This window comes from Mycobacterium kyogaense, assembly GCF_036946525.1.
In the GTDB taxonomy this organism is placed as follows: domain Bacteria; phylum Actinomycetota; class Actinomycetes; order Mycobacteriales; family Mycobacteriaceae; genus Mycobacterium; species Mycobacterium kyogaense_A.
Genome location: NZ_JAQIIY010000001.1, coordinates 1 through 25,614, shown reverse-complemented (window position 1 = coordinate 25,614; position 25,614 = coordinate 1). Strand labels below are relative to the sequence as shown.

26 protein-coding genes and 2 pseudogenes are annotated in these 25,614 nt (G+C 67.5%); 12 read left to right on the top strand and 16 right to left on the bottom strand.

Annotated elements, in window-relative coordinates; translation table 11 throughout:
• Nucleotides 1–121: 121 nt before the first annotated feature.
• The 4 genes and pseudogenes from PGN37_RS00140 (at nucleotide 122) to PGN37_RS00125 (ending at nucleotide 3,908) form a co-directional block, all read left to right on the top strand.
• Nucleotides 122–1,148, top strand: a pseudogene (locus tag PGN37_RS00140) (hypothetical protein).
• Nucleotides 1,149–1,233: 85 nt separating this feature from the next.
• Nucleotides 1,234–2,946, top strand: a pseudogene (locus PGN37_RS00135) (phytoene desaturase family protein).
• Entirely contained in the window at nucleotides 2,943–3,653 is a 711-nt protein-coding gene (locus PGN37_RS00130; RefSeq protein WP_335329009.1) for a hypothetical protein, read from the top strand. Before PGN37_RS00135 ends, PGN37_RS00130 begins: the two are co-directional and overlap by 4 nt.
• A gap of 72 nt (nucleotides 3,654–3,725) precedes the next feature.
• Nucleotides 3,726–3,908, top strand: coding sequence for a hypothetical protein (locus tag PGN37_RS00125; RefSeq protein ID WP_335329008.1), 183 nt, complete (start codon nucleotides 3,726–3,728; stop codon nucleotides 3,906–3,908).
• Here PGN37_RS00125 and PGN37_RS00120 read toward each other — a convergent pair.
• The 3 genes from PGN37_RS00120 to PGN37_RS00110 are packed head-to-tail and all read right to left on the bottom strand — an operon-like array spanning nucleotide 3,905 to nucleotide 7,062.
• Complete coding sequence (locus PGN37_RS00120; RefSeq protein ID WP_442932792.1) at nucleotides 3,905–5,230, bottom strand: cytochrome P450; 1,326 nt, start codon at nucleotides 5,228–5,230, stop codon at nucleotides 3,905–3,907. The two genes, PGN37_RS00125 and PGN37_RS00120, sit on opposite strands and share 4 nt — an antisense overlap.
• Nucleotides 5,231–5,278: 48 nt before the next feature.
• On the bottom strand, nucleotides 5,279–6,043 hold the full coding sequence (locus tag PGN37_RS00115) for an SDR family NAD(P)-dependent oxidoreductase (RefSeq protein WP_442932793.1): 765 nt from the start codon (nucleotides 6,041–6,043) through the stop codon (nucleotides 5,279–5,281).
• A 5-nt stretch (nucleotides 6,044–6,048) separates the two neighbouring features.
• Entirely contained in the window at nucleotides 6,049–7,062 is a 1,014-nt protein-coding gene (locus tag PGN37_RS00110) for an alpha/beta fold hydrolase (protein WP_335329006.1), read from the bottom strand.
• 83 nt (nucleotides 7,063–7,145) lie between these two features.
• On the opposite strand from PGN37_RS00110, the gene PGN37_RS00105 reads away from it, so the two are divergent.
• The gene (locus PGN37_RS00105) at nucleotides 7,146–8,045 is read left to right on the top strand and encodes a LysR family transcriptional regulator (protein ID WP_335329005.1); all 900 of its coding nucleotides are present in this window, start codon (nucleotides 7,146–7,148) and stop codon (nucleotides 8,043–8,045) included.
• Here the strand turns inward: PGN37_RS00105 and PGN37_RS00100 are convergent.
• The 5 genes from PGN37_RS00100 to PGN37_RS00080 form a co-directional block, all read right to left on the bottom strand.
• Nucleotides 8,031–8,288, bottom strand: coding sequence for a DUF7218 family protein (locus PGN37_RS00100; RefSeq protein WP_335329010.1), 258 nt, complete (start codon nucleotides 8,286–8,288; stop codon nucleotides 8,031–8,033). The genes PGN37_RS00105 and PGN37_RS00100 overlap by 15 nt on opposite strands.
• A gap of 68 nt (nucleotides 8,289–8,356) precedes the next feature.
• Entirely contained in the window at nucleotides 8,357–9,376 is a 1,020-nt protein-coding gene (locus tag PGN37_RS00095) for a DNA topoisomerase IB (RefSeq protein WP_335329004.1), read from the bottom strand.
• Between the two features lie 50 nt (nucleotides 9,377–9,426).
• A complete protein-coding gene (locus PGN37_RS00090; protein ID WP_335329003.1) occupies nucleotides 9,427–10,608 on the bottom strand; it encodes a zinc-dependent alcohol dehydrogenase in 1,182 nt (393 codons plus the stop codon).
• A 54-nt stretch (nucleotides 10,609–10,662) separates the two neighbouring features.
• The gene (locus tag PGN37_RS00085; RefSeq protein WP_335329002.1) at nucleotides 10,663–11,502 is read right to left on the bottom strand and encodes an SDR family oxidoreductase; all 840 of its coding nucleotides are present in this window, start codon (nucleotides 11,500–11,502) and stop codon (nucleotides 10,663–10,665) included.
• Between the two features lie 62 nt (nucleotides 11,503–11,564).
• Nucleotides 11,565–12,065 carry a DUF6328 family protein gene (locus PGN37_RS00080; RefSeq protein WP_335329001.1) on the bottom strand — a complete coding sequence of 167 codons (501 nt, stop codon included), beginning with the start codon at nucleotides 12,063–12,065 and terminating at the stop codon, nucleotides 11,565–11,567.
• A gap of 73 nt (nucleotides 12,066–12,138) precedes the next feature.
• Here PGN37_RS00080 and PGN37_RS00075 point away from each other — a divergent pair, with 73 nt between their 5' ends.
• Both PGN37_RS00075 and PGN37_RS00070 read left to right on the top strand, forming a co-directional pair.
• Nucleotides 12,139–12,414, top strand: coding sequence for a DUF4235 domain-containing protein (locus PGN37_RS00075; protein ID WP_335329000.1), 276 nt, complete (start codon nucleotides 12,139–12,141; stop codon nucleotides 12,412–12,414).
• A 70-nt stretch (nucleotides 12,415–12,484) separates the two neighbouring features.
• A complete protein-coding gene (locus PGN37_RS00070) occupies nucleotides 12,485–12,724 on the top strand; it encodes a hypothetical protein (protein ID WP_335328999.1) in 240 nt (79 codons plus the stop codon).
• 4 nt (nucleotides 12,725–12,728) lie between these two features.
• Here PGN37_RS00070 and PGN37_RS00065 read toward each other — a convergent pair whose 3' ends face one another.
• The gene (locus tag PGN37_RS00065; protein ID WP_335328998.1) at nucleotides 12,729–13,397 is read right to left on the bottom strand and encodes a hypothetical protein; all 669 of its coding nucleotides are present in this window, start codon (nucleotides 13,395–13,397) and stop codon (nucleotides 12,729–12,731) included.
• Between the two features lie 99 nt (nucleotides 13,398–13,496).
• Complete coding sequence (locus tag PGN37_RS00060; RefSeq protein ID WP_335328997.1) at nucleotides 13,497–14,369, bottom strand: alpha/beta fold hydrolase; 873 nt, start codon at nucleotides 14,367–14,369, stop codon at nucleotides 13,497–13,499.
• A gap of 37 nt (nucleotides 14,370–14,406) precedes the next feature.
• Between PGN37_RS00060 and PGN37_RS00055 the strand changes: the two genes are divergently transcribed.
• On the top strand, nucleotides 14,407–16,278 hold the full coding sequence (locus tag PGN37_RS00055; RefSeq protein WP_335328996.1) for a propionyl-CoA synthetase: 1,872 nt from the start codon (nucleotides 14,407–14,409) through the stop codon (nucleotides 16,276–16,278).
• A gap of 74 nt (nucleotides 16,279–16,352) precedes the next feature.
• Nucleotides 16,353–16,820, top strand: a complete 468-nt coding sequence (locus PGN37_RS00050; protein WP_335328995.1) for a DUF4383 domain-containing protein — start codon at nucleotides 16,353–16,355, stop codon at nucleotides 16,818–16,820.
• Nucleotides 16,821–16,904: 84 nt separating this feature from the next.
• Here PGN37_RS00050 and PGN37_RS00045 read toward each other — a convergent pair whose 3' ends face one another.
• From PGN37_RS00045 to PGN37_RS00025, 5 genes are all read right to left on the bottom strand, one after another.
• Nucleotides 16,905–17,846 carry a Ppx/GppA phosphatase family protein gene (locus PGN37_RS00045; protein ID WP_335328994.1) on the bottom strand — a complete coding sequence of 314 codons (942 nt, stop codon included), beginning with the start codon at nucleotides 17,844–17,846 and terminating at the stop codon, nucleotides 16,905–16,907.
• Nucleotides 17,843–18,334 carry a DUF501 domain-containing protein gene (locus PGN37_RS00040; protein WP_335328993.1) on the bottom strand — a complete coding sequence of 164 codons (492 nt, stop codon included), beginning with the start codon at nucleotides 18,332–18,334 and terminating at the stop codon, nucleotides 17,843–17,845. The genes PGN37_RS00045 and PGN37_RS00040 overlap by 4 nt, the downstream gene beginning before the upstream one ends.
• The gene (locus PGN37_RS00035) at nucleotides 18,327–19,007 is read right to left on the bottom strand and encodes an FtsB family cell division protein (protein WP_335328992.1); all 681 of its coding nucleotides are present in this window, start codon (nucleotides 19,005–19,007) and stop codon (nucleotides 18,327–18,329) included. Before PGN37_RS00035 ends, PGN37_RS00040 begins: the two co-directional genes overlap by 8 nt.
• Before the next feature lie 3 nt (nucleotides 19,008–19,010).
• Nucleotides 19,011–20,300 (bottom strand): phosphopyruvate hydratase, encoded by a 1,290-nt coding sequence (gene eno / locus PGN37_RS00030; protein WP_335328991.1) that lies wholly within the window; start codon nucleotides 20,298–20,300, stop codon nucleotides 19,011–19,013.
• A gap of 66 nt (nucleotides 20,301–20,366) precedes the next feature.
• Nucleotides 20,367–21,116: a lytic transglycosylase domain-containing protein gene (locus tag PGN37_RS00025; protein ID WP_335328990.1), complete on the bottom strand. Its 750-nt coding sequence runs from the start codon at nucleotides 21,114–21,116 to the stop codon at nucleotides 20,367–20,369.
• Nucleotides 21,117–21,280: 164 nt separating this feature from the next.
• Here PGN37_RS00025 and efeU point away from each other — a divergent pair, with 164 nt between their 5' ends.
• The 3 genes from efeU to efeB are packed head-to-tail and all read left to right on the top strand — an operon-like array spanning nucleotide 21,281 to nucleotide 24,649.
• On the top strand, nucleotides 21,281–22,204 hold the full coding sequence (gene efeU, locus PGN37_RS00020; protein ID WP_335328989.1) for an iron uptake transporter permease EfeU: 924 nt from the start codon (nucleotides 21,281–21,283) through the stop codon (nucleotides 22,202–22,204).
• The gene (gene efeO, locus PGN37_RS00015; protein WP_335328988.1) at nucleotides 22,201–23,358 is read left to right on the top strand and encodes an iron uptake system protein EfeO; all 1,158 of its coding nucleotides are present in this window, start codon (nucleotides 22,201–22,203) and stop codon (nucleotides 23,356–23,358) included. The genes efeU and efeO overlap by 4 nt, the downstream gene beginning before the upstream one ends.
• Nucleotides 23,339–24,649: an iron uptake transporter deferrochelatase/peroxidase subunit gene (gene efeB / locus PGN37_RS00010; RefSeq protein WP_335328987.1), complete on the top strand. Its 1,311-nt coding sequence runs from the start codon at nucleotides 23,339–23,341 to the stop codon at nucleotides 24,647–24,649. Before efeO ends, efeB begins: the two co-directional genes overlap by 20 nt.
• Nucleotides 24,650–24,816: 167 nt before the next feature.
• On the opposite strand, the gene PGN37_RS00005 is transcribed toward efeB, so the two are convergent.
• Nucleotides 24,817–25,614 (bottom strand): nucleoside triphosphate pyrophosphohydrolase (locus PGN37_RS00005; protein ID WP_335328986.1); only part of this gene is annotated, 798 nt, incomplete at its 5' end.

Below are 25,614 nucleotides of genomic sequence, written 5' to 3'. Positions count from 1 at the left end.
CATTGTTCTGGACACGGTGTTAGTGTGAGCCGGTGCACAGCGGAGGCGCCGCTGTGACGTGCTGGTCATTGAGGTCACGCCACCCGACAGCGCGAGTACTCCACAACGAGAGGTCGAGCCGATGAATCCCCTGTCGAACACGAATTGGGCGATCCTGGCCCAGGGCCAGGGCTGGCCGCCGAACATTCAGCCCGCCCCGGGCGACTTCAGCGTCAGCCTGGGCGCCGAGATCGCGTTCTTTCTCGTCGCCGGTGCGCTGGTGGTTGTGTTCGCCCTGCCCTGGGCGATCAGGGCCGCGGTCCGCAGCCGCAATTACATCCCGCTGATCGTCATGGCCAGCGGCCTCATCTGCAGTCTGCTCGAGCCCATGCTCGACCTGCTGGGCCATCTGCACTGGGCCAACAACCTGATGCCGGCGTTCACGAACTTCGGCATCACGGTGCCCCTCCTGATACCCCCGTGCTACGTGGCCTTCCTCGGTCTGGAGGCCTACTTCTGCTACTTCGTGATCCGAAACGGTGCTCACGCACGTCATTTCGTGATGCTGCTCGGAATGGGCATCGTCACCGACGCCATCATGGAAACCATCGGCATCAACCTCGGCACCTATGTCTACTACGGCGTGCAGCCGTTCAGCTTCCTGAACTTCCCCTACTGGTGGGGGTTCATCAACGGTGGTTCGTTCGTCACGATCGGCGCCATCCTCGCCTTCGCGGTTGCCCAGACTCAAGGGCGCGCAACAGCTCTGGCTGCTACTGGTAGCACCCTTCGGCATGATGGTCGCCTATTTCGGTGTGGGCTGGCCGCACATCCTCCTTCACAACGCCGCGGTTCCGACCGCAGTTCGCTGGGTGGGTGCCGCCCTCATGATGGCGATGATGGTCGGCTGGATGTTCGCGCTGCATCGCCTGGTGGGCCGACCGAACACGCTGCCTGCTCCGCGCTGGACCTTCTGGCGGGTGTTCGCTTACGGCAAGTTCATCCCGACCCGCAAGGGCCGCCAGCAGCTGTGGCGCACGATGTGCGCCGAAGGCGGCGTCACGCCCGGCGACGGCCTCGCCGCCGACCCCGAGGATCCGTCTCAGGCGCTGATCGTCGGCCCGACCATCGTCATGAACAACCAGAAGCCTCAACCGGCGACGACCTGATCCGCGAGGCGTTGGGCCGGAGCGCTCTCGCACCCGTTCCGGCCCAACGCTTGTCACCCACCCCTTCTCACGATGAGGTTCAGTCATGTCCCACTCCGCCCAGACCCCGCCCGCAGCAGACGTCGTTGTCGTCGGATCTGGCCACAACGGTCTCGTCGCGGCCGCGTATCTGGCCAAGGCCGGGGCTCAAGGTCCTCGTGGTGGAAGCGGCGGCCACGGCCGGCGGCATGACGTCGACGAGTCCGTTCGCCCCGGAAGCGCCGGAATACACCATCAACGAAGCCTCGATACAGGCATCGCTGTTTCGCACCACCACGATCAACGATGATCTCGAACTCTCCACCCGGTACGGCCTGCGCCAGACGGTCATCGATCCAGCGCACTTCCAGCTCGCGGCCGACGGCAGCTCTCTGGGCCTGTGGCGCGATCCCCGCAAGACCGCGTCCGAACTGGAGTACTTCTCGCGCAGGGACGCCCGCGCACTGCTCGAGCTCTACGAGGTGATCGACGCGGCCGTCGAGATCGGCCTGCCCATGATGCAGACCAACGTCGTCACCCCGGACATCTCGGCAATCCTGAAGGCCGCCAAGGGAGTGGCGAAGAATCGCAGACAACTCAGCGCCATCGGACGGTGGATGGCCAGCTCTCAGACCGAAGCAGTCGAAGAGAGCTTCGAGCACGACATGATCCGCGCACCCTTGCTGACATCACTGCCGTTCATGCCCTTCGACGCCGACCTGTCCGGTTGGTCGTTGATCTACCTCGGCGTGCTGTCGAAGTACGGTGTCGCGATGTTCCACGGTGGGACCGGCTCACTTCCCCGGGCGCTCATCGGCGTCATCAAGGACAACGGCGGTGACATCATCACCAGTTCGCCGGTCGAGGAGCTCATCGTCGACGGCAACCGATGCGTGGGCGTCCGGGTGCGCGGCGGCTCCGAAATCCGCGCCCGCCGCGGCGTTCTGACGGCATGCAGCCCGAAGACCACACTGACTCGCCTGCTCCCCCGCGGCGTTCTGGAACACAAGAAGCAGGTCGCCGCCGACCACATCCCCACCCGCAAGCGCGGTATCGCCGACGCCAAAGTGAATGTGGCGCTCTCGGGCGGGTCGACATGTCCAAGCACGAGAAGTGGCGCGGCGACGGCATCGACATGCGGCTGGCGTGCAACTGCTACCACACCTACGAACAGGCCAAGGAGGCGGCGAAGGCGTGCGTGCGGGGGCAGGTACCCGACGCGATCCCGGGGCTGGCGCAGGTGACCAACGCCTTCGATCCCTCGATGTCACCGCCGGGCAAGGATCTGTGGTGGTTCTGGACCGGGCTGACCCCGTCCTTCCCCGAGGAGGGTTGGGACGTCGCGCGAAAGAAGATCACCGACAGCATCATCCGAGACGCCGACGAGTACTACCGGGGCGTCGACGATCTGCAGGTCGCGGTGCGGCCCCTGGTCCTGCCCGACATCGAGGAACGCTTCTGGGCCATCGACGGTTCGGTCTACCACGTCGATCCGACCATCAGCAGGTTCGGCCCCAACAAGCCGGTCAGCGGCTTCGCCGGATACCGCACCCCTGTCGAAGGGTTGTTCCTGACGGGGTCCGGAACCCATCCGGTCGCCGGGATCAGCGGTATGCCAGGCCAGAATGCGGCGCGCACCATGCTCACTCAGTTTCGGCGGGAAGACCGGGGCGGCCGCCTCGGTGTCCTGCGTGATCGGCTGCGTCGTGAACGTCGGCGCGCCGCGGTGACGGAGAATCCGTACACGAGTGGTCCCAACGACCCGTTCCCCGGCCGATGAGCGGCAGCGTTCAGCGCGGTATGGCGTTGTGCGGCGCGGCATTCGTGCTGTTGCTGTTCCCGGCCATCATCATGACGGGACTCCTGCCGCCGATATCGCCGCTGCGGACCGCCGACGAGGTGGCTCGATTCTGGTCGACGGACACCGGTCTCAAACGGCTGGGCCTGGTCATCATGCTGGCCGCCGCCGGCTTCCAGGCGCCCTTCGGCGCGTTGATGGCGGTGCGTATCCGGCAGATGGAGGGCACCCGGTATTCGGCGCTGGCCTACACCCAACTCATCGCGACCGGTCTCGCCATCGTCGCGATTCTGTTGCCCACCTTCGCTTTTGCCGCCGCGTCGTTCCGTCCGGAACGCGACCCCGAGATCACCCAGGCGCTCAACGATCTGGGTTGGCTGCCGTTCGTCATGAACTGGCCCGCGGCCACCATCCAGTGCCTCGTCATCGGTTTCGCGATCCTGAGTGCGCGCACCGCCGTGTGGCCGCGGTGGCTCGGCTACGTGAATCTGTGGTGTGCGGTCACGTTCGCCGCCGGCGGGCTGGTGGTGCTGTTCAAGGACGGCGTCTTCGCGTGGAACGGGCTGCTGGCCTTCTGGTTGGTCGCCGTGCTGTTCGGGTCGTGGTTCCTCGTCATGTCGTGGCAGCTGTGGGTCACCGCTGCGAGAAGCGATGACAACAGGCCGGCGGAAGAGCCTGTGGTGGCCTGACAACCGTCACATCTGTCGGGTTTCGTTCCGAGCGCTCCGGGCATGCCTCCAGCGACCCCACCAGGAGGCACCATGAGCAACCCGCAGAACGAGAAGGCCGAGTCCGACATCGAGCCCGATCCCAAGGTGGCCGGCTCGCGCGCCAGCGAGGACGACGACGATCAGGCCGACGGCCCCTACGTCGGCCGCGCCGGCTCCGATGACGACATCGACACCCAGGAGTCCGGCGCAGAGGCACGCGCGCAGCAGGACTAGCGGGCAGCCTCCGGCGCCTGCTGCTTGACGCTGCGAACCGTGATCCGTCCGCCGCGGTGCGGGGTCAAGATGACATGCCGGAGTGCGGTCTTCTCTCCGGGCTCGGCCGTAGTGGCCAACTCGACCCGGCGAAGGATCTCACGCAGGACGACACGCATCTCGACCATCGCGAAACCCGCACCGAGACACCGTCGATTACCGCCTCCGAACGGAAACCACGTCGCGGGGCTCAGGCTCGCGCCGACCATCCGGTCGGGATCGAAAACGTCCGCATCCGGATAGACGACGGGATCTGCGTGCACCGAGGTGATGCTCGGGACGACCATCACCCCTGCCGGCAACCGGTAGCCCGCCACCTCCACCGGCTCTTTCAACACCCGGCCGACATCCGGTACCACGGGCCTGATTCGCAGCGTCTCCTTGCACACGGCATCGAGGTACTCGTCGCCGTCCGCACCTGCCTCGGCAGCCGCGACCGCCTTCTCGAGAACCCGAGGGTGCCGGGTCAGCCGTTCCACTGCCCACGTCAGCCCGGTGGCTGTGGTGTCGTGCCCGGCGACCAGCAGGGTGATCAACTGATCACGCAACTGCTTGTCGGTCATTCCTCCCGCTTGGACCAGCATCGCCAGCGCGTCGGTGCGCTCGGCGAGAAGGGGGTCGGCGCGACGCTCGGCGATCTCGGCGTACAACAGCTCGTCGGCTTCGGCCATCAGGCGTGCGAGCCGCCGCCATGGACGCCTGCGCAGGAGCGACGGCGTCGCGATCGCCAACGACTCCCATGTGCCGACACTCAACAAGCGCGGCATGACATCACGCAAGGCTGCGAGTCTCGCTGGATCGCTCGCCCCGATCACCGTCCGCAGAATCACCTCGAGGGTGATCTCCGACATCTTGGGCGCCACCGCGAACGGGTGCCCGACCGGCCAGCCCGCAACGTTCTCTGCGGCGATCTCGGCCATCACGACGGCCTGACGGGCGACGGCGTCACGATGAAAAGGAGCCATCATCAGCCGGCGTCGATCACGGTGGACGTCGTCGTCGATCACGAGAACAGAACTGTCCCCGATCAGGCCGCTGAGCATCATGTTCGCTTCGCCGGCATGGAGAATCCGCCGGTCGCCGGCGAACACCTCCTTGATTGCTGCCGGATCGGCGAGAAACACCATGTCGCCCATCATCGAGCTCCGGATCGTGAACACCCGCCCGTACCGGCGACGGCACGCAGACACGTACTCGGGCCACCAGCGCAGCATCAGCACCAACTGCATCGCGCGGGGAAGCGGGGGGCTGGGCGGCATTGCTCCGCGAGCAACTGCACTCACACCTGGAACGCTACGTGCGCAACACAGCGTTCGACAACAGCCGGGTCCTCAGACCGCAGAGAATCCGCCGTCGACGGTCACGATCGCGCCGTGGATGTTGGACGCATGCGGCCCGGCGAGGAACAGGACCGCTTCCGCCACTTCGTCGATGGTGCTCATCCGGTTCGACGGTACCCGTGCCAGAACGGGATTCACCGCATCACCGAACTCCACCATGCGTTCGGTGGCGATGGGCCCGGGCGCCACCGCGTTCACGCGCACGCCGAACGGCCCGTACTCATCGGCCCACGCCTTCGTCATGATGTGCACACTCGCCTTGGTCGCGCCGTACAGGGCTGACCCCGACGAACCGAACAGTGCACTGATCGAACCGATGTTGACGATCGCGCCCTCACCGCGGGCCGCCATCGCCGGTGCGACGAGACCCGTCAGCAAGAACGGAGCGGTCACGCTGACGGCGAAGGCGTCGCTGATCTCGTCCGCCGTGACGTCGGCCGTCGGAGCCGGAAACACCAGCGTGGCAACGTTGTTGACGAGGATGTCGAGAACACCCCCGACAGCTTCGGTCGCCTGGGATGCGACCTCGGCCACCGCCCGCTCGGGATCGGAGAAGTCGGCGGCGACGAAAGCGGATCGGCCGCCCGAGGACTCGATACGCGCGACGACCTCCTCGCCGCGACTGCGGGTACGCCCGGTGATCACCACGTGCGCACCGGCTTTCGCCAACGCCGTGGCGATGCCCGCGCCGAGTCCTGATGTCGAGCCGGTCACCAGGGCGGTGCGTCCGGCCAAAAGAGTGGATGTGGTCATGATCGTCCTCACTGTCGGGTCACGGCGGCGATCGCCGCCGCGAAGTCCTGGGGAGCCTCCTGAGGCACGTTGTGTCCGATGCCGTCGAGGATGCGGTGCTGGTGGCGGCCCGTGTAGAGCGCGCGGTACGCGGCACCGTCTTTGGCGGGGCCGTCGAAGTCGGAGCCGATGGTGATCGTGGGAACGGTGATGGCGGGTCTGGAGGCCAGGCGCCGTTCGTCGTCGTCATAGCGGGCTTCGCCCTCGGCCAGGCTGAGGCGCCACCGGTAGTTGTGGACGACGACGTCGGTGTGGTCCGTATTGGCGAACGCGGCGGCCGTCACGTCATAGGTCGAATCGTCGAACTGCCACAGCGGGGAGGCGGTGCGCCAGATCAGCCTGTTGAAATCTGCTGTATTGCTTCGGTATCCGCGCTCACCCCGATCGGTGGCGAAGTAGTACTGATACCACCAGCCGTATTCGGCCTGTGGTGCCAGCGGTGCCAGGTTGGCTTCCCGGTTCACGATGATGTAGCCGCTGACCGCGACCAGACCCGTGCACCGCTGCGGCCACAGTGCGGCGACGACGTTGGCGGTGCGACCGCCCCAGTCGTACCCACCCAGGATCGCCGCCGGGATCTGCAGCGCGTCCATGAGCGCGATGACGTCGTGTGCCAATGCGGCCTGCTGGCCGTTGCGGAGGGTGCGCTCCGTACGGAACCGGGTGCTGCCGAAGCCGCGAAGGAAAGGCACGATGACGCGGAAACCCTGCGCGGCGAGGATCGCGGTCACGTCGGCGTAGCTGTGGATGTCGTAGGGCCAGCCGTGCAACAGGATGACCGGCCTGCCGTCGCGGGGCCCGGCATCGACGTAGCCGATGTCGAGATCGCCGGCGGTGATCTGCCGAACGGGACCGAGCGCGGGCATGGGCCCGGGTGGCGGGGTCGCGGCCGCCGGGGTCGTAGAAACCGCGGCCAAGGCGGCTGCCCCCGCCGCGGCCGTCGCCAGCAGTCCGAACTGCCGCCGGCTCACACCATCACTCATGCGTCCATGACAGCGCAGCGCGACGATCGGCGCCAACGATCATTATCGATGGCAGTGATCAACAGAACAGATAGATTGACCGAGTGGAATTCCGCCAGCTCGAGTATTTCCTCGCGGTCGCCGGCGAGATGAGCTTCACCCGCGCTGCCGAGCGCGCACACGTCGTGCAATCCGCACTGTCGACATCAGTGGCCAAGCTCGAACGCGAACTCGGGGTGAGCCTGTTCGATCGCTCCCGTCAGCAGATCAGCCTCACCCCTGCGGGCGAACGGTTCCGCACCCGCGCGCACGACGTGGTGCGCGCCAGCCGCGCCGCCGTCGACTCCGTCGCCGAATTCCGTGGCACCCTGATGGGCACCGTCGAATTCGGTTCGCTGATCGCCTTCGGCCCCCTCGACGTCGCACGAGCCCTCGGCGACTTCCACCGGGAGCATCCCCACGTTCGACTTCGCCTGCGGCTCAGCCAAACCGGCGCATCGAGTTACCTGTCGGCTCTCCTCGAGGGCTCACTCGACTTAGCGCTGGTCTCCGCGCCTGACCGCTTTCCGACAACCCTCGCACTGCGGAAGCTGTTCGACGATCCGCTGGTCTTCGTGTGTCGCGACGACCATCCCATCGCGGGCCGGCGGCAGGTGTCGATCAGCGACCTGGATGACGAGGAGCTGATCGGCTTTCCTCCGGGGTTCGGGTTGCGCCGCCTCGTCGACGACGCCTTCCACGCCGCCGGGCGCCAAGCTCGCACGCTCTACGAAGTCCCTGCGGGCTTCCACGCCGTTGCGGACCTGGTCAGCAGCGGTCTGGGCACAGCGTTCATGCCGCGATCAGAAGCCAAGAGGTTTTCCGCTCTACGGACGGCGGAACTCTCCAGCCCCGTGCTGTGGTCGGTCTACCTCGCGGCACCCGTCGCGGAGCGCATGACGCCGCCCGCCGCCCGGCTGGCGCAGGCCCTGCTCGACGCGGCTGACGAGTCAGTGACTCCGTAGCTTGGAAATCAGCTTTTCCTTGGTCAGTCGCGAATAACCGCTGAGACCAAGCTCTTTGGCGCGTTCCTTCAGCTCGTCGACTTTCCAGTCGTCATAGGAGCCAGAACGCCCACCTTTGCGGCCGACCGCGGACGCGCCCCGAGCCGCCGCGGCGTTCGAGATCCGCGCGGCCTTTTCTTTGGAGTTGCCCTCGCGTCGGAGATCTTCGTACATCTTCTCGTTCTTGATCGATGAGTTCGGCATGAACACGACCCCTTCACCTTCGACGATGACCGTAGGATTTCCGCGCGCGTCAGTTGTCAAACACGCTGCTAACCCTTTGCAACTCGCCTGATCAGCTGGCGCGTGGCCTTCTCCAGGAGCTCCTGGGCCTTCTCCGGTTCGTCGATCTTGTCGGCCCTCTGGGTGGCCGCGGCGATGGTCATGCCGTTCTCGTAGCCGGCGACCACGCGCGGGTCGACGTACGAGGCGCGCGCGACCGCGGGGGTATTGCCCAGCTCGCTTGACACCTCCTTCATCACCGCCGACGTCTCACGCTTGACCGCGGTCTTCGACGTCGGCGGTTTGGCGTCGGCGAACGCCGCGGCAGCCAGCACGGTGCCGTGCCAGGTGCGCAGATCCTTGACGGTGAATTCGTCGCCGACGATCTCCTTGAACCGCGTGTTGAGGTCATCGGCCTTCACGTCGACCCAGCCGCTGTTTCCGCTGCGGCACACCAGGAGTCGATCGGTGCGTTCGGTGCGCCGCATCAGCGAGCGGACCGCCCGCACCACCTCCGGGTCGTCGATCTCGACGGTGCGCTGCACGCCACTCTTGGCCGGATAATCGAACTCGACCGCGTTCTTTTTCAGCGTCACGTGCTCACACAGCAGCGTCGCCAGGCCGTAGTGCTCGTGCTCCTCGGCCGACTGCTCACCGCCGGCACGGAAATAGCCGCGATCGAGAAGCTGCAGGGCCAGGGCGAGAACGCGATCGCGAGTCAGCCCACGCCCGGCCAGATCTCCCGCGATGCGGGACCGCCACTCCGGCAGCCGCGTCGACAACTCCAGCACCCGGTCGAACTTCTCCTCGGCCCGTTCCTGCTGCCACCGCTCGTGATACATGTACTGCCGCCGGCCCGCAGCGTCGGTGCCCACCGCTTGGATGTGACCGTTCGGCCGCGGGCTGATCCACACGTTCTTCCACGCGGGCGGGATCACCAGATCCTTGATCCGCTGGGCGGTATCGGGATCGGCCAGCAGCTCACCGTCGGGCCCGTAATAGGCGAACCCCTTCCCTCGCCGCTTGCGGACTATCCCCGCCGCGTCCAGTTTGCTTCGTGCCAACCGCATCCCGACGTACCCCTTGTTGCCGACCCGTTCGTGCGATCGGGGGTACCCACTCAGGGCTTGAGCATCACCTTCACGGCGCCGTCTTCCTTCTTCTGGAAGATGTCGTACGCGTGCGGCGCCTGATCGAGGGGCAGCACGTGGGTGGCGAACGAGTCGACGCCCAACGGGTCGTCATCGGTCAACAGCGGCATGATGTCGTCGACCCACTTCTTGACGTTGGCTTGACCCATCCGCAGCTGGATCTGCTTGTCGAACAGCGTCAGCATCGGCATCGGATCGGCCATGCCGCCGTAGACACCGCTGAGCGATATCGTCCCGCCGCGGCGCACGCAGTCGATCGCCGAGTACAGCGCGCCGAGCCGGTCGACGCCGGCCTTCTGCATGAACGGTTTCGCGACGAAGTCGGGCAGGAACGCCGCCGCAGTCTGCGCCGCCTGCGCGACCGGTGAGCCGTGCGCCTCCATTCCCACCGCGTCGATGACCGAGTCGGTGCCGCGACCGTCGGTCAGCTCACGCACCGCGTCACCGACCGAGCCGCTGAGCCCGGCCATGTCGATGGTCTCGATACCCCGAGCGCTGGCTCGCGCCAGACGTTCCGGAACACGGTCGACGGCGATCACCCGATGCCCGAGATGGGTGGCGATACGGGCAGCCATGTCACCGATCGGCCCCAATCCGAGCACCGTCACCGATCCGCCGTCGGGAATGCCGGCATAGGCCACGCCCTGCCACGCGGTGGGCAGCACATCAGAGAGGTACACGAAGCGCGAATCCGGCGGCCCCTCAGGCACTTTGATGTGCGTGAACTGGGCCTGCGGAATGCGCAGATATTCAGCCTGCCCTCCGGGGACCTCGCCGTACAGCTCGGAGTAGCCGAACAGTGCCGCGCCCATTCCCTGGTCCCGGACCTGCGTCGTCTCACACTGCGTGAAGAGCTGCTCGTCGCACATGAAGCAGTGACCGCAGGAGATCTGGAACGGCACCACGATGCGGTCCCCGACCGCGAGATTCGACACGCCTGATCCGACGTCGCGCACGACGCCCATCGCCTCGTGGCCGAGGATGTCCCCGGTGTTCATGAACGCACCGAGAACCTCGTAGAGGTGTAGGTCCGATCCGCAGATGTTGGTCGACGTCACCTCGATGATCGCGTCGGTCGGTTCCTCGATGCGGGGGTCGTCCACCGTGTCGACGCGCACATCGCGCCGGCCATGCCATGTGACTGCTCTCATGAGAACTCGCCGTACCCGTGCGGATGGAGGCGAAACTCGATCAGGCGCATGATGTCAGCCCGGCAGCGTCTCTCCGCCGATCGGGGCCAGCACCTCACCGCTGTAGTAGGACGAGAGCCGGCCCGCGGCGAAGAACACGTAGGACGGTGCGATCTCGTCGGGTTGGGCCGCCCGTCCCATCGGCACCTGCTCGCCGAAGGACTCGACTTTCTCGGCGGGCATGGTCGCTGGAATCAGCGGAGTCCAGACCGGTCCGGGCGCAACACAATTGACCCGAATCTTGCGCTCGGACAGCGACTGCGCCAGCGAGTACGTCAGCGCGATCACCGCACCCTTGGTCGCCGAGTAGTCGATGAGCGACTTGTTGCCGCGCAGCCCGTTGATCGACCCCGTGTTGATGATCGCCGAACCGTCGGGCAGATGCGCCAGAGCAGCCTTGGTGACGTGGAAGAAGCTGTCGATGTTGACAGCGAAGGTGCGCCTCCACTGCTCCTCGCTGATCTCCGTCAGATCGGACACCGGAGACTGGAAGGCGACGTTGTTGACGACGATGTCGAGGCCGCCGAGCTGCGTCACCGTGTCCTCGACCACGGAGCGGCAGTGCGCGGGGTCGGCGAGATCACCGACCAGGTCGACGGCCCGCTGCCCCTGCGCCTCGACCAGCGACACCGTGCGTGCGGCGTCGTCCAGTTCCTCGAGGTAGGCGATCGCGACGTCGGCACCCTCCTTGGCGAACGCGACCGCCACCGCGCGCCCGATGCCGGAGTCGCCGCCGGTGATCAGTGCGCGTTTGCCCTCGAGCAGCCCCGTACCGATGTAGTCGGCCATCTCATCACGTGGCCTGTCTGCCATCTCGGCTGTCTCGCCGGGGTAGGAAATCACACCGTCGGGCATCGCGCCTCCTGACTCTCGTGGACCGTCAGGGCGTCGAGGTACCCGGCGGCCGGGTCGCGAAACTACGCGCCGGTGCGGCGCAACGTCAGGGGCAGCGCCACCCAGAACGAGGCGAACAACACGAGCGCGGCCACCCCGGCGACCAGCGCCGCGGTCATCCCGGCGACAGCGTCGAAAATGATGACCGTCATCCCGGTGACCGCCGCACCGAGGAGCAGCAGACCGGCATAGGCACACCGATGAGCGAACGTGACCAGCGTGCCGAGTCGGTGGCGGCGAAACAGCACGCGGTGCATCCCGACCGGGGCGATGAGCAGCGCCGTGGACAGCACCGCCGCACTGACCGTCGCCAGGTAGACCACCTGCATGGTGTGACTCAACATCGTGAACCGCTGCTGGAACGGCAGCGTCAGCAGGAACCCGGTGAGCAGCTGCACGCCGGTCTGCACGACCCGCAACTCCTGCAGCAGACTGGCCCAATTACGGTCCAGCCGTTCGATTTCCGTTTCGTGCCGCGCGCGCCGGTCCCACCCTCCATCGTCGTCGAGCGGGTGCGCGTCCACTTGTCGATCTTCGCACTCGCCCCGGTGCGTCGCACCGAGTTTGACCGCCGCACGCTCGGGTAATCAGCGGGCCATGAGCAGGCTGTCGAAAAAGTTGTACACCCCACTGTCGGTGGCCACCGGTGTCGGCGGCGGCCTGCTGGCCGGGCAGATCTTCGGCCAGATCTGGAAGCGGGTCGGGCAGAACGATCCCGAACCACCGGACCCCAAAGATCTCAGCTACTCGACGTCGTCGGTGTTGATCGCCGGCGCTATCCAGGGTCTGATCGTCGGGCTGGTTCGAGCGAGCCTGCAGCGGGCGGGTGCCCGCGGGTACCTGGCGCTGACCAACGAGCCACCGCCCGGCTGAGCAGCAAACTCATAGACTTTCCACAGCTGCCGATAGGCATGTTCTTAAGCGCCCGTCGGACCGTGGAGTCATGTCTCGCACGATCGACACCCGGCTACTCGGTTACGCAGCTGTTCTCGCGCTTCCCGCCAGCGTCGCGCTGATGCTCATGGCGACGCCGGGCGCCGTCTCACCGGTCCTGTCTTGGACGGTGTCGACCTTTGCACTGGTGATCGCTCTGGCTGTGCTCGTCGTCGGCGAGTGCGCATGGGAAGACACCGTCGCCAAGGCCCAGGCCGCCGGCCTGGTCGCCAGCGAACCGGGGCACTGAGCCGTCACACTGCCGGGCCGAGCAACACCGACGGACGCGGCAGGCGCCACCGCGCGCACCCGTCGGTGAGTGCGCCGTCCACCTCCGCCGCCACCGCGCTGCTCACCTGCCCGTCGCCGTAGACCCACTCAGAGATGTCGCCTCCGGCCAGGCTGATGCGCGCCAGGGGCAGCCCGCAGGTGCGCAGGACCGCGGCGCGGCACAGCAGGCGTTCGGCGGTCGTACCCCACTCCACGGCACCCGCGGAATCGTCGACGTCGGCGTGCAGCCCGACCACCTGGAGTCGGCGCTCACCGATCACCGCGGGTCCGCGGTCGTCGAGATACACCGCGATGTCGGGATGATCGATCGAGGCGAGGACGTCGACGTGCCGGTCGGAACACACCACGAACCGCGTCACACCGGCGCCCACCGCTGCCCGGATCAGCGACGTCGCCGCGTCGCAGCGCACCAGGACGTGCTCGGTCCGAATGCCGCGGTGCCCGGTCTGTTCGAGTTCGTCGATCCCCGCCACGCACACGGTGATGCCGTGGGCGCGCACCCACGCGGCCACCGCCGGATCGCGCAGCGCCCTCGCGGGCACACCGGCCGCGGACATGGGCAGCAGGCGCCGCATACGGCGAATCGACGACGGCAGGTGATGGGCGGGAAGGGGAATGTCGAGGACGGCCATGTCTTCGGTCTACGCCGCCATCGTCCGCGCGTGCGCCATCCTTGCGACATCTTGACGCGCGAGGGCCGATCTTTGACGCCGTCTGCTCGCGGGGAAAACTCAGCGGGCCGGGATCTCGTCGGCGAACGCGATCAGCCTGGCGCGCACCAACTCCGGCTGCTCGTCGAGAATGAAGTGGCCGCCGTCGACCAGCTCCAGCCTGTAATCGTCGGCGCGTGCGGTCTCGGCCGCGGCCAGCGACGGGTGAATGGCTGTGTCGTCCTTGCCGAACAGCGCACGCGTCGGGACGGTGGACCAGCGCCGCTCCGGGTTACGCGCACTCTGGCGCGCCTCCCGCAGCAGGAACGTGCGATAGGTGTCGCGCGCGGTCCGCGCCACCATCGGGTCCCGGAACGCGTCGGCGTACACCCGCGCCGTCTGGCGATCGATCCTCGGGGCGGCGACTCCGAAGATCACCCGCTCCAGATACGGCGTGCGCCGCTGCAGCGGCACCCCGATCGACGCGACGAACGGCTGATACAGCAGGAAACGCCACAGATGCGGTGCCAGCGCCTTCGCCGACACCCACGGGTGCGGGATGTTGAGCACCAGATAGCCGTCGATCCGCTCCGGCACCCGCAACGTCAGCAGGTGGCCGATGAAGCCTCCCCAGTCGTGGCCCACCAGCAGCACGTGCTCCAGACCCATCGCGTCCATGAGCGCCACCAGGTCGCTGACCACGTCCTCTTTGGCCCACTTATGCGGCGCAGGACCCGACCAGCCGTAACCCGGCAGGTCGGGCGCGATGATCCGCAGCCCAGGAGGCGGGTCGGCGAGCAGGTCACGGTAGGCCCAGTGGTGCTGCGGCCAGCCGTGCAGCGCCAGCACCGGCCTGCCGTCCTCGGGGCCGGCCTCGGTGACGTGAAAACGGACACCTCGCGCGGTCACGTGACTGCGGCGGACCCCTCCGATCGGCGGGGGTTGGTTCGTCATGCCCCTGAGACTAACGGGGAAGGTTTACGGTGCTGATATGCCCGGGTACCGCGACCTGTTCGACGCCAGCATCTCCGATCCCGAAGCGTTCTGGACCGACGCGGCCACCGACGTCACCTGGACCCGCGCGCCGCAGCGCATCCTCGACGACAGCAGGCCGCCGTTCTACCGGTGGTTCCCCGACGCCGAACTCAACACGTGCGCGAATGCCCTGGATCGACACGTCGAGGCGGGCCGCGGAGACCAGCCGGCACTGATCTACGACTCGGCGGTCACCGACACGCAGCGCACCTACACCTACCGCGAATTGACCGACCACACCGCACGATTCGCCGGTGCGCTGCGCGATCTCGGCGTCGGACCCGGGGATCGGGTGATCATCTACATGCCGATGATTCCCGAGGCCGTCATCGCGATGCTGGCGTGCGCGCGGCTGGGTGCGGTGCACTCGGTGGTGTTCGGCGGATTCGCGCCGCACGAACTCGCCGTCCGCATCGACGACGTGCAACCCGCCGTGATCGTCTCGGCGTCCTGCGGCATCGAGCCGGCACGTGTGGTCGAGTACAAGCCGATGCTCGACGCCGCGATCGGCCTGTCGAGCCACCCGCCGCGGCATTGTGTTGTCGTGCAACGGGATCGGCAGCGCTGCGACCTCGTCGAAGGTCGCGACCTGGACTGGGCCGACGTGATGGCCGCCGCGAGCCCCGCCGACCCGGTACCCGTCGCCGCCACCGACCCTCTCTACGTCCTCTACACCTCGGGCACCACCGGTAAACCCAAAGGCATCGTGCGGGACAACGGCGGCCATGCCGTCGCGCTGCTGTGGAGCATGCGGCACATCTACGACATCGCCCCCGGCGACGTGTTCTGGGCGGCCTCCGACGTGGGCTGGGTGGTCGGCCACTCCTACATCGTCTACGCCCCACTGTTTCTCGGCGCGACGACCGTGCTCTACGAAGGCAAGCCCGTCGGCACGCCCGACCCGGGCGCGTTCTGGCGGGTGATCTCCGAACACGGGGTCAAAGCTCTGTTCACCGCGCCGACGGCGATCCGCGCGATCCGCAAGGAGGACCCCGAGGGAAAGTATGTCGACGAGTACGACCTCTCGTCGCTGAAGTACCTGTTCCTCGCCGGCGAGCGCCTCGATCCCGACACCTACCACTGGGCCGCCGACAAGCTCGGCATCCCGGTGATCGACCACTGGTGGCAGACCGAGACCGGCTGGCCCATCGCCGCGAATCCGATGGGGACTGAACAGTTTCCGATCAAAGCGGGCTCACCGACGGTCCCGATGCCCGGCTTCGACGTGCACATCCTGCGCGAAGACGGCAGCGACTGCGCACCCGACCAGGAAGGTGCCATCTGCATCCGGCTGCCGCTGCCGCCGGGAACCCTTCCGACCCTGTGGCACGCCGACGACCGCTACGAGCAGTCCTACCTGTCCGAGTACCCCGGCTACTACCTGACCGGCGACGGCGGCCACGTCGACGCCGACGGCTACCTGTTCGTGATGGGGCGCATCGACGACGTCATCAACGTCGCCGGGCACCGGCTGTCCACCGGCGCCATCGAGGAGGTGCTGGCCACCCACCCGGCGGTCGCCGAGTGCGCCGTCATCGGAGTGCCCGACGAGATCAAGGGGCAGGCGCCACGCGGCCTGGTGGTCGTCAAGGCCGGCGCCTCCACCGAAGGACTCGCCGACGAACTGGTGCAACTGGTGCGCGACGAGATCGGCGCCGTCGCCGCGTTCCGGCTCGTCGACGTCGTCCCCGCCCTACCCAAGACGCGCTCGGGCAAGATCCTGCGCAAGACCATGCGGGGGTTGGCCACCGGCCGCGACGAACCGGTGCCCTCGACCATCGAGGACCCGGCAGTCCTGGAGAAGCTCGGCCCGATCCTGCGCCCCTGAGGGGTGTTATCCCCGCGCCTCGCGGGGTACCTCTTCAGCACGCACGTCAATTTGACGACGTGAAGGAGGACGGGATGGCGGACAGCCCGAAATACATGGCCGTACAGGGTGCAGCGCTGATCGTGGCGGTCGCGCTGACCGTCATCGGGGTACTCGGATTCGTCCCGGGCGTCACCTCTGGGGTCGACCGGTTGAGCTGGGCCGGTCAGCAATCCGGCGCCCTGCTGTTCGGGATGTTCCTGGTCTCGGTGCTGCTCAACATCGTGCACATCGTGGTCGGCGTCGCAGGCTTCGCCGGGGCGCGCAGCTACGCGGCCGCGCGCGCCTATCTGCTCGGCGGAGGGCTGATCTACCTGGGGCTCTGGCTCTACGGACTGCTCGTCGAACGCGGCAGCAACGCCCACGTCCTGCCGCTCAACGGTGCCGACAACTGGCTGCACGCCGGGATCGGTGCGGTGATGGTGCTGCTGGCCGTCACCTTGGCCGGACAGCACGATCCGACCAAACGCCGGTCACGGGTGCGGCGCGCCGCCAGCCACTGAGCGCACGCGCGCAGTCGCGCCGAGTGCACGCATTCTGATGGATTTCAGCCGATTTCCGTCACAAATCGTACGTTCGGCGCGCGGTCAGGCGATCGACATCGCGATCCCGTCGAGAATGTCGTGCTCGCTGACCAGCAGCCGATCGATGCCCGCACGATCGCCGAGCACGGCAGCCAACTCCGTCACGATCAGAGCACCGCCACCGATCACGTCGACCCGGCCCTCGTGCATCGGCCCCAGCACCGCACGCTGAGCACGCGTCATCGCCAGCAGGTCCGCACACACCGGTAGCAGCTCGTCGAAGCCCACCGAGGACAGGTGGATCGCGTCGGAGTCATAGGTGGTCATGTTCCGCGCCAGCGCAGCCAGCGTGGTCATCGTGCCCGCGACCCCCACCCACGTCCTGGCCTGCTGCACCGGCACTGTGGCAAGCACCGTGTCGAGGGCCTCGCGCACCACGGCACGGGCCGCGGCGATCTCCTCATCGGTCGGCGGATCGGAATGTAGGCACCGCTCGGTCAACCGCACGCACCCGATGTTCGCGGAGTACGCAGCGTCCACGTCGTCGGTGCCCAGCACCACCTCCGTCGAGCCACCCCCCAGATCCACCACCACGAAAGGCGCTGCAGCAGAATCCAACTCACCCACCGCGCCCAGGAACGACAGCCGCGCCTCCTGCTCGCCGGTGATCACCTCGGCGACCGAGCCCGGAACCACCGCACCGAGCACCTCGGACGTCATGGCGAAGAACTCGTCCCGGTTGCCGGCGTCCCGTGCCGCAGACGTCGCCACCATCCGCACCGCCGACACCCCGTGGTCCCGCATCAACGCCGCGTAGGCCTCGAGCGCCGCGCGGGTACGGGCCAACGCGTCGGGCGCGAATTCGCCGGTCGCGTCGACGCCCTGCCCCAGCCGGACGATCCGCATCTCCCGGTGCACATCGGTGAGCCGCCCGTCGGTGACGTCGGCGATCAGCAGGCGGATCGAATTGGTTCCGCAATCGACCGCGGCCACCCTGGCGCTCATGTCCACACCTTCGGATCGAGAATTCCGGCCATCTCCGGCTCGGCCGCCAGCACCGCCAACGCCTCGTCGCCGAAGGGATTGACCCCCGGCCCCTTGGCCAGCGAATGGGCGATCACCACGTGCAGGCACTTCACCCGGTCCGGCATGCCGCCGCCGGAGAACGTCGTGCCCAGCGGCTCGATCGCGTCGCGCTCCGCCAGATACGACTCGTGCGCTCGGCGATACGCCGCAGCCAGCTCGGGATCCTCGGCCAGCCGCTGCGTCATCTCCCGCATCAACCCCGACGACTCCAGCCGGCTCGCCGCCGCCGTCAACGCCGGGTGCGTCAGGTAGTACAACGTCGGAAACGGGGTGCCGTCAGGCAGTTTCGGCGCGGTCTTCACCACGGCGGGATCCCCGTCGGGGCAGCGGTAGGCGATCTCGAGGACACCGCGCGGCTCACGGCCCAACTGCCGCGCGACGATCTCGAGATCCGTCGGCTCAACCACCGGGCGCCGGCGGTGGTGGCGGCGGCACCGCGGGAGGCGGCACCGCAGGGGGCGGTGCTGTCGGCGAAATGCCATGCGGCGCATCGGCGATCGTGTGCCACAGCGCCGTGTACCACGGGTCGGAGCTCGCCGCCGGACCGGCACCCTGCGGCGCCTGGCCCGATTGCGTGGCCCCGGCGGGCAGCTGCACCTGGTACGGGATCTCCCCCGGCATCACGAAGCCGAGCCGTTCGCGCGCCTGCGCGGCGATGAACACCGGATCGGCCAGCTTCGCTTTCTGCGCCTCCAGATCGGCGATCTGGTCCCGCAATTGGGACTCCGAGGCCTGCAACTGCTTCATCTCGGTGCGCTGACCGAAATAGGTGCGCACCGGCCCCGCGATCGTCAACGTCAACACACACACCACCGCGGCCAGGATCGCCGCACGACGTGCCGTCGAACCGAACCGCTGATCGGCTGACGCCTGCATCGACGCGGCGATCGAGGCCCGAACAGAACTACCCGGAGCGAGCGGCTCCACCTCGGTGGAGGTGACGTCTTCAGGCACCCGCGGTTCTGCCGCGCTGCGCTCGCGGCGACCCGACGTCGCGCCGGGCTTGGCCCGCCCAGGCTTACCCGGCCCGGCGGGCCGAGAGGTGCGACGCCGCGGATCGGGCCGTTTCGCTTCGGGCACAGGCTATTTCGCTCCGCCTTCGAATCGCGGGAAGGCCAGGTCGCCGGCGTAGCGAGCCGCGTCACCGAGTTCCTCTTCGATGCGCAGCAGCTGGTTGTACTTGGCGACGCGCTCGCTGCGGGCCGGCGCACCGGTCTTGATCTGCCCGCTGCCGACGGCCACGGCCAGGTCGGCGATCGTGGTGTCCTCGGTCTCGCCGCTGCGGTGGCTCATCATCGTCTTGTAGCCGGCGTTGTGCGCCAGCGACACCGCATCCAGCGTCTCGGTCAGCGTGCCGATCTGGTTCACCTTCACCAGCAGCGCGTTGGCGGCGCCGCGCTCGATGCCGTCCTCGAGCCGCTCGGGGTTGGTGACGAACAGGTCGTCGCCGACCAGCTGCACGCGGTCACCGATCGCGGTGGTCAGCGCCACCCAGCCGTCCCAGTCGTCCTCCGACAGCGGGTCCTCGATCGACACCAGCGGGTAGGCCCCGATCAGTTGCTCATAGAACGCCGCCATCTGCTCGGCGGAGCGGGTCTCCTTCTCGAACGCGTAGCCGGTGCCGTCGGTGTAGAACTCGGTGGCCGCGACGTCGAGCGCGAGTGCGATGTCGCTGCCGACCGTGAAGCCCGCGGCTTCGATGGCGGTGCCGATCAGATCCAGCGCCGCCTTCGTGCCAGGCAGGTCGGGCGCGAAGCCACCCTCGTCACCCAGACCCGTCGCGAGCCCCTGCTTCTTCAGCACCGACTTGAGCGAGTGGTAGACCTCTGCACCCCACCGCAGCGCCTCCTTGAAGCTGGGGGCGCCGATCGGGGCGATCATGAACTCCTGGACGTCGACGCCGGTGTCGGCGTGGGCGCCGCCGTTGATGATGTTCATCATCGGCACCGGCAGGATGTGCGCATTCGGGCCGCCCACGTAGCGAAACAGCGGCAGCGCGGCGCTGTCGGCGGCGGCCTTGGCCACCGCCAGCGAGACGCCGAGGATCGCGTTGGCGCCCAACCGGGACTTGTCCGGCGTGCCGTCCAGGTCGAGAAGCGCCTGGTCGACGAGGCGCTGCTCGTCAGCGCCCAGGCCGATGACCGCGGGAGCGATCTCGTCGAGCACCGCCTCGACCGCCTTCTGCACGCCCTTGCCGAGGTAGCGCGAACCGCCGTCGCGCAGCTCCACGGCCTCGTGCTCGCCGGTGGAGGCGCCCGACGGGACGGCGGCGCGGGCGACCGTGCCGTCCAGCAGACCCACCTCCACCTCGACCGTCGGGTTACCCCGGGAATCGAGAATCTCGCGGGCTCCGACCTGCTCGATGATGGGCACTACTGCCTCCTTGCTGAAATCCGGGGTCTTTCCGGGCGTGACAATCAGCACTGAGCCTAGAGGTTCTCAGAGCGGGTGTCCTTCGGCGTACGCGGTTGCCCAGTCGCGCACCGTCCGCGCGTACTGATCCGAGTGGTTGTAGGCGTGCAGCGCGTCCATCCACCCGCGCGGTGTCCCCAGGTCCTTACCGCTCCAGCACAGATATCCCGCGGCCGACAACGCGGCGTCGTCGATGTTGTCGGCGCTGATCTTGCCGTCGTTGTTGGCGTCGACGCCGTAGAGCCGCCACGTCTCGGGAATGAACTGCATCGGCCCCATCGCCCGGGCGAACGGCTCGTCACCCCTGTCCTCGATGGCCGGGTCGTGGCTGACCGAATCGTGGTCGAGGATCTCCAGATTGCCGGCCGTCCCGTCGAGCAGCACCCCTCGGATCGGCGGCGTGACGTCCCCGTTCGGGCTGATCACGGCGCCGCGATAGGTGCCGTGGTGACTCTCGACCTGGCCGATACCCGCCAGCGTCGTCCACTTCAGATGACAGTCCGGGTTCTCCACGTCGGCCACCCGCGCGGCGTAGGCATAGGCCTCCAGTGCGGTCACCGGGATGCCGAGCGCGGGGGCGCGGGCAGCCGCCCACTCGTGCAGGGCATCGGCCGGCCGACCTTTGGCGTAGGTGTCGATCTGCGGGACCGGATCCCCGGGCGGAGGCGGCACACCCTCGGGAATCGGGTTGCCGAGCTGCCACGAACAGCTTGCCGCCAAGAGCAGCGCTGTCGCGCCGATCACGGCCACAGTTCGCAGCCAACGCACCCGTGTCACCGGACTCCTCAACCCCATCTGGTCTTAGCCATGCTGCCACGCAGCACAGGACTTGAGACCTATCCCGGGCCCGACACAGGCGGTGTACATTCAGTGAGCGCATCACCAACCAAGGTGAGCCGAACCTTCCTTTGGCTAGCCAAGGCTGAACACGAGGACACGCGATGGGCATGATCACCGATCTGACGGTCAGCATGCAGTCGGCGACGTTGGCGGCATCGCCGAACCTCACCTCGCAGCTCTTCGGCAGCGGACTCATCGGGGTGCGCGAAGGCCTCGAAGCCGCGATCGTCGTGTCGATCCTGGTCGCCTTCCTCGTCAAATCAGACCGCCGTGACGCCCTCAAATGGGTGTGGCTCGGGGTCGGCGCCGCGATCGCGATGACGGTCACGGTGTTCCTGGTCATCCAGTTCGGCGAGAACACGATCTCCGGGCTGGCCGCCGAAGCCATCGCCGGAGTGGCCTCACTGATCGCCGTCACCATCGTCACCACGATGGTGCTGTGGATGCGGCGCGCTGCCGCCGGAATGTCGGGCGAGCTGCGCAACGACATGGCGCAGGCACTCGAAACCGGCCCGTTGGCCGTCGCACTGCTCGCCTTCTTCGCGGTCGGCCGCGAAGGCGTCGAGACCGCCCTGTTCATGGTCGGCTACGCCGAGGCGACGTCGAACTGGCCGCTGGTCGGGCTGATCATCGGGGTGCTGATCGCCGGCGCCATCGCCTACGGCATGTACCGCGGCGCTCTGAGCATCAACCTCGCGAAGTTCTTCAAGTACACCGGCGTGTTCCTCATCGTCGTCGCCGCGGGCATCCTGTCCTATGGCATCGGCGCGCTGCAGACCGTCGGCTGGCTGCCCGGTCTCGGCACCAAGGCGTTCGACATCACCGCCTGGTTCAACTGGTCCTCCTGGTACGGCGAAGTGGTGCAGGGCGTCTTCAACATCACCCCGACCCCCACGGTGCTGCAGCTGTGCGGCTGGCTCGCCTACCTCGTCGTGATCCTCACCCTGTTCCTGCGTCCCACCCCGGCGCCGACCCGCTCGGCCCCGTCATCTCCCCTCCCTGATCCCGAAAGGTCCACCACGTGAAGGTCTCCCCGTCTGTCGCCGTCCTCGGTACGGCTGTCGCCGCCCTCGCACTGAGCGGTTGCCAGGCCAAGCAGGAGTCGGCCAATGCCGCCGAGGGCACCGACGCGCCGGCCCAGATCACCGTCAACGCCTCCGACAGCTCCTGCGAGCTGTCCGGCACCGCGGGCAAGACGGGCGCCAACACCTTCGTCGTCACCAACAACGGCAACAAAGTCACCGAGTTCTACGTCTACGGCGAGGGCGAGCGGGTGATGGGCGAGGTCGAGAACATCTCTCCCGGCCTGCAGCGCAAGCTGATCGTGCAGTTGTCCCAGCCCGGTACCTACCAGACCGCCTGCAAGCCGGGCATGATCGGCGACGGCATCCGGGCCGACTACACCGTCAGCGGCGACGCCGTCGAGATCGACACCGAAGGCAAGTTCAAGGAAGCCGCGGACAACTACAAGCGCTACATCAACAGCCAGACCGACGCGTTGATCCCGGCCGTCGAATCATTCGTCGCCGCGATCAAGTCCGGCAACATCGAGGCCGCCAAGGCCCAGTACCCCGTGGCGCGCACCTACTACGAGCGCATCGAGCCCGTCGCCGAGTCCTTCCCCGACGACCTCGACCCCCGCATCGACCTGCGTGAGGCCGACCTCGAGCCCGGACAGAAGTGGACCGGGTTCCACCGGCTGGAGAAGGACCTGTGGGTCAGCGGCCCGCAGCCCGACACCAATGCAATCGCCGACCAGCTGGTCGCCGACGTCAAGGAGCTCGACGCCGGGGTGAAGGCGCCCGACTACACGATCGACTCCACCCAGATCGCCGGCGGCGCACAGGGCCTGCTCGACGAGATCGCCACCAGCAAGATCAGCGGCGAAGAAGACATCTTCAGCCACACCGACCTATGGGACTTCAATGCCAACCTGCAGGGTTCGCAGACGGCGGTCGCGTCGGTGCGGCCGATCCTCGACGAGCGCAACCCCGACCTGGGTAAGCGCGTGGATCAGCGATTCGCCGACGTGGAGAAGATGCTGGAGCAGTACCGCAAGGGCGACGGGTTCGTCAGCTACGACACGGTGACCGAGCCTCAGCGCCAGGAGCTCTCGCGAGCAATCGACGCGTTGAGCAAGGAAGTGAGCCAGGTGCAAGGTGTCATCGCTCCCCAGTGATCCTGCTGCCCAGCGTGATTCGACGCGCCCGGGGCTGAGTAGGCGCAAGCTGTTCGGCGCGGCCGGAGTGGGCGCCGCGGTGGTCGGCGCGGCAGGTGCGGGCGCACTGGCGGGCCGAGCCTCGGCAGCTGCGCCGGCCAGCCACCTGGACACCGCGGTCCCGTTCCGCGGCGAGCATCAGGCGGGCATCGTCACCGAGGCCCAGGACAGGATGCACTTCGCGACGTTCGACGTGACCACGAACAGTCGTGACGACGTCATCAAGATGCTGGCCGACTGGACCGAGATGGCCGAGCGGATGACGCAGGGCGAAGAGGCCTTCGCCAACGGTGCCACCGGGCAGAACCCCTACGCGCCGCCCACCGACACCGGTGAAGCGCTCGGTCTGCCCCCGTCACAGCTGACGTTGACGATCGGATTCGGCCCGTCGTTCTTCGTCAAAGACGGTGTGGACCGGTTCCGGATCGCCGCCAAGAAGCCGGCACAGCTGGTCGATCTCCCGAAGTTCCCGAACGAGAAGATCGACCCCGCCCGCAGCGGCGGCGACATCGTCGTGCAGGCCTGCGCCAACGACCCGCAGGTCGCCGTCCACGCGATCCGCAACCTGGCCCGTATCGGCTTCGGCACCGTCGCGGTGCGCTACTCGCAGCTGGGTTTCGGACGCACCTCGTCGACCACCCGCGATCAGACCACCCCGCGAAACCTGTTCGGCTTCAAGGACGGAACGGCCAACCTGCGCTCGGACGAGACCGACAAACTGAACCAGTTCGTCTGGGTCGCAGACGGTGACGGGCCCGCCTGGCTGACCGGCGGAAGCTACCTGGTGGCCCGACGCATCCGGATGCGGATCGAACAGTGGGACCGCACCACGCTGCTCGAGCAGGAACGCGTCGTCGGCCGGCAGAAGGGCAACGGCGCCCCGATGGGGCTGGGCGACGAGTTCGACGAGCTGAACTTCACCCTGACGGACAAGAAGGACAAGCCGCTGATCGACGAGCGTGCCCACGTCCGGCTGGCGTCGAAGGAGAACCTCGGCGGCGTCGAGATCCTGCGGCGTGGTTACAACTTCACCGATGGTTCCGACGGGTTCGGCCATCTCGATGCCGGGCTGTTCTTCATCGCGTTCGTGCGCGACCCGCTCAAGCAGTTCGTGCCCATGCAGAACGCGATCTCCCGCAGCGACGCGATGAACGAGTACGTGACGCCGACCAGCTCGGCGGTGTTCGCGTGCCCGCCCGGCATCCGCGACGGCGACACGTCGACGTTCTGGGGCTCGACGCTGTTCGACTGACGCCCCCTTTTCGCCCAAACCGACAAACGGGCGAACAATCGCGAGAGCACGCCACCATTTTGTCGAGTTCGAGACGCTCGCGAGCGCGCGTCGTGGTCGGGCGCGCGAGTATCGAGCCACGCACCCAGGCGCATCACCCCTCGCCGAGTTCGACGAAATGGCGAGATCTACTCGACTTCTTCCGCCCGTTCGTCGGTTTGGGCGTCTGAAATGTCGTGGGGCCAGTGAGCGTGCCACTCCTCGGCACTGATCACCCCACGCGGGCTGCCGTCGAGCTCCTCGGCCACATCGTCACCCCGCCGGGCCCCCGCGGCCGCACGCTCGGCGACGCGCACATCGGCCATGAACTCCAGAATCGCTGTGCGCAAGGCATTCTCGGCGTCGAAATCCGCGCTCACGGTGATCCAGGTCAGGGCATCGGGGACCAGCTCGGCCGGGAAGCCGGCACCCTCGGCGCGCGCAAGCACCTTCTGCGCCAACGCCAACGCGGGCTGGGCGGTCGGGATGTCATCCATGATCGACTCCCGCGCGGACTTCTCCAAGGCCTTGCGCGCTTCCCACTGCGCCAGCTGATCTTCCAGCGAGATCGACTCGCCCGCCAGCACCGCCGGCACCCGATTGCCGAGCTTGCGCACCAGCGCGTCGGCGACATCGTCGATACCGAACGCGTCCTTCGGCGCATCCTCGGCGATGCGCGCGTGAAAAAGCACCTGCAGCAACACATCCCCGAGCTCGTCGCGCAGCTCGGTCAGATCACCGCCGTGCACTGCGTCGAACAGCTCGTAGGTTTCCTCGAGCAGATAGCGCCGCAGCGAGTCATGGGTCTGCGCGCTCTCCCACGGCCCTGCGGTACGCAGCTTGTCCATCATCGCGACCGCATCGACCAGGTGCTCCCCGGGCTGCGAAGCCGGTGCGGCGATCACCCGCTCCCCCGCCGCGATCCGCGCGGCGACCGACGGATGCTC

Excerpts from the sequence above, each read along its gene's own strand:
- PGN37_RS00130 (WP_335329009.1), top strand. The coding sequence starts at position 2,943 with ATGAGCGGCAGCGTTCAGCGCGGTATGGCGTTGTGCGGCGCGGCATTC.
- PGN37_RS00125 (WP_335329008.1), top strand. The coding sequence starts at position 3,726 with ATGAGCAACCCGCAGAACGAGAAGGCCGAGTCCGACATCGAGCCCGAT.
- PGN37_RS00110 (WP_335329006.1), bottom strand. The coding sequence starts at position 7,062 with ATGAGTGATGGTGTGAGCCGGCGGCAGTTCGGACTGCTGGCGACGGCC.
- PGN37_RS00100 (WP_335329010.1), bottom strand. The coding sequence starts at position 8,288 with ATGCCGAACTCATCGATCAAGAACGAGAAGATGTACGAAGATCTCCGA.
- PGN37_RS00095 (WP_335329004.1), bottom strand. The coding sequence starts at position 9,376 with ATGCGGTTGGCACGAAGCAAACTGGACGCGGCGGGGATAGTCCGCAAG.
- PGN37_RS00090 (WP_335329003.1), bottom strand. The coding sequence starts at position 10,608 with ATGAGAGCAGTCACATGGCATGGCCGGCGCGATGTGCGCGTCGACACG.
- PGN37_RS00085 (WP_335329002.1), bottom strand. The coding sequence starts at position 11,502 with ATGCCCGACGGTGTGATTTCCTACCCCGGCGAGACAGCCGAGATGGCA.
- PGN37_RS00075 (WP_335329000.1), top strand. The coding sequence starts at position 12,139 with ATGAGCAGGCTGTCGAAAAAGTTGTACACCCCACTGTCGGTGGCCACC.
- PGN37_RS00070 (WP_335328999.1), top strand. The coding sequence starts at position 12,485 with ATGTCTCGCACGATCGACACCCGGCTACTCGGTTACGCAGCTGTTCTC.
- PGN37_RS00065 (WP_335328998.1), bottom strand. The coding sequence starts at position 13,397 with ATGGCCGTCCTCGACATTCCCCTTCCCGCCCATCACCTGCCGTCGTCG.
- PGN37_RS00060 (WP_335328997.1), bottom strand. The coding sequence starts at position 14,369 with ATGACGAACCAACCCCCGCCGATCGGAGGGGTCCGCCGCAGTCACGTG.
- PGN37_RS00055 (WP_335328996.1), top strand. The coding sequence starts at position 14,407 with ATGCCCGGGTACCGCGACCTGTTCGACGCCAGCATCTCCGATCCCGAA.
- PGN37_RS00050 (WP_335328995.1), top strand. The coding sequence starts at position 16,353 with ATGGCGGACAGCCCGAAATACATGGCCGTACAGGGTGCAGCGCTGATC.
- PGN37_RS00045 (WP_335328994.1), bottom strand. The coding sequence starts at position 17,846 with ATGAGCGCCAGGGTGGCCGCGGTCGATTGCGGAACCAATTCGATCCGC.
- efeU (WP_335328989.1), top strand. The coding sequence starts at position 21,281 with ATGGGCATGATCACCGATCTGACGGTCAGCATGCAGTCGGCGACGTTG.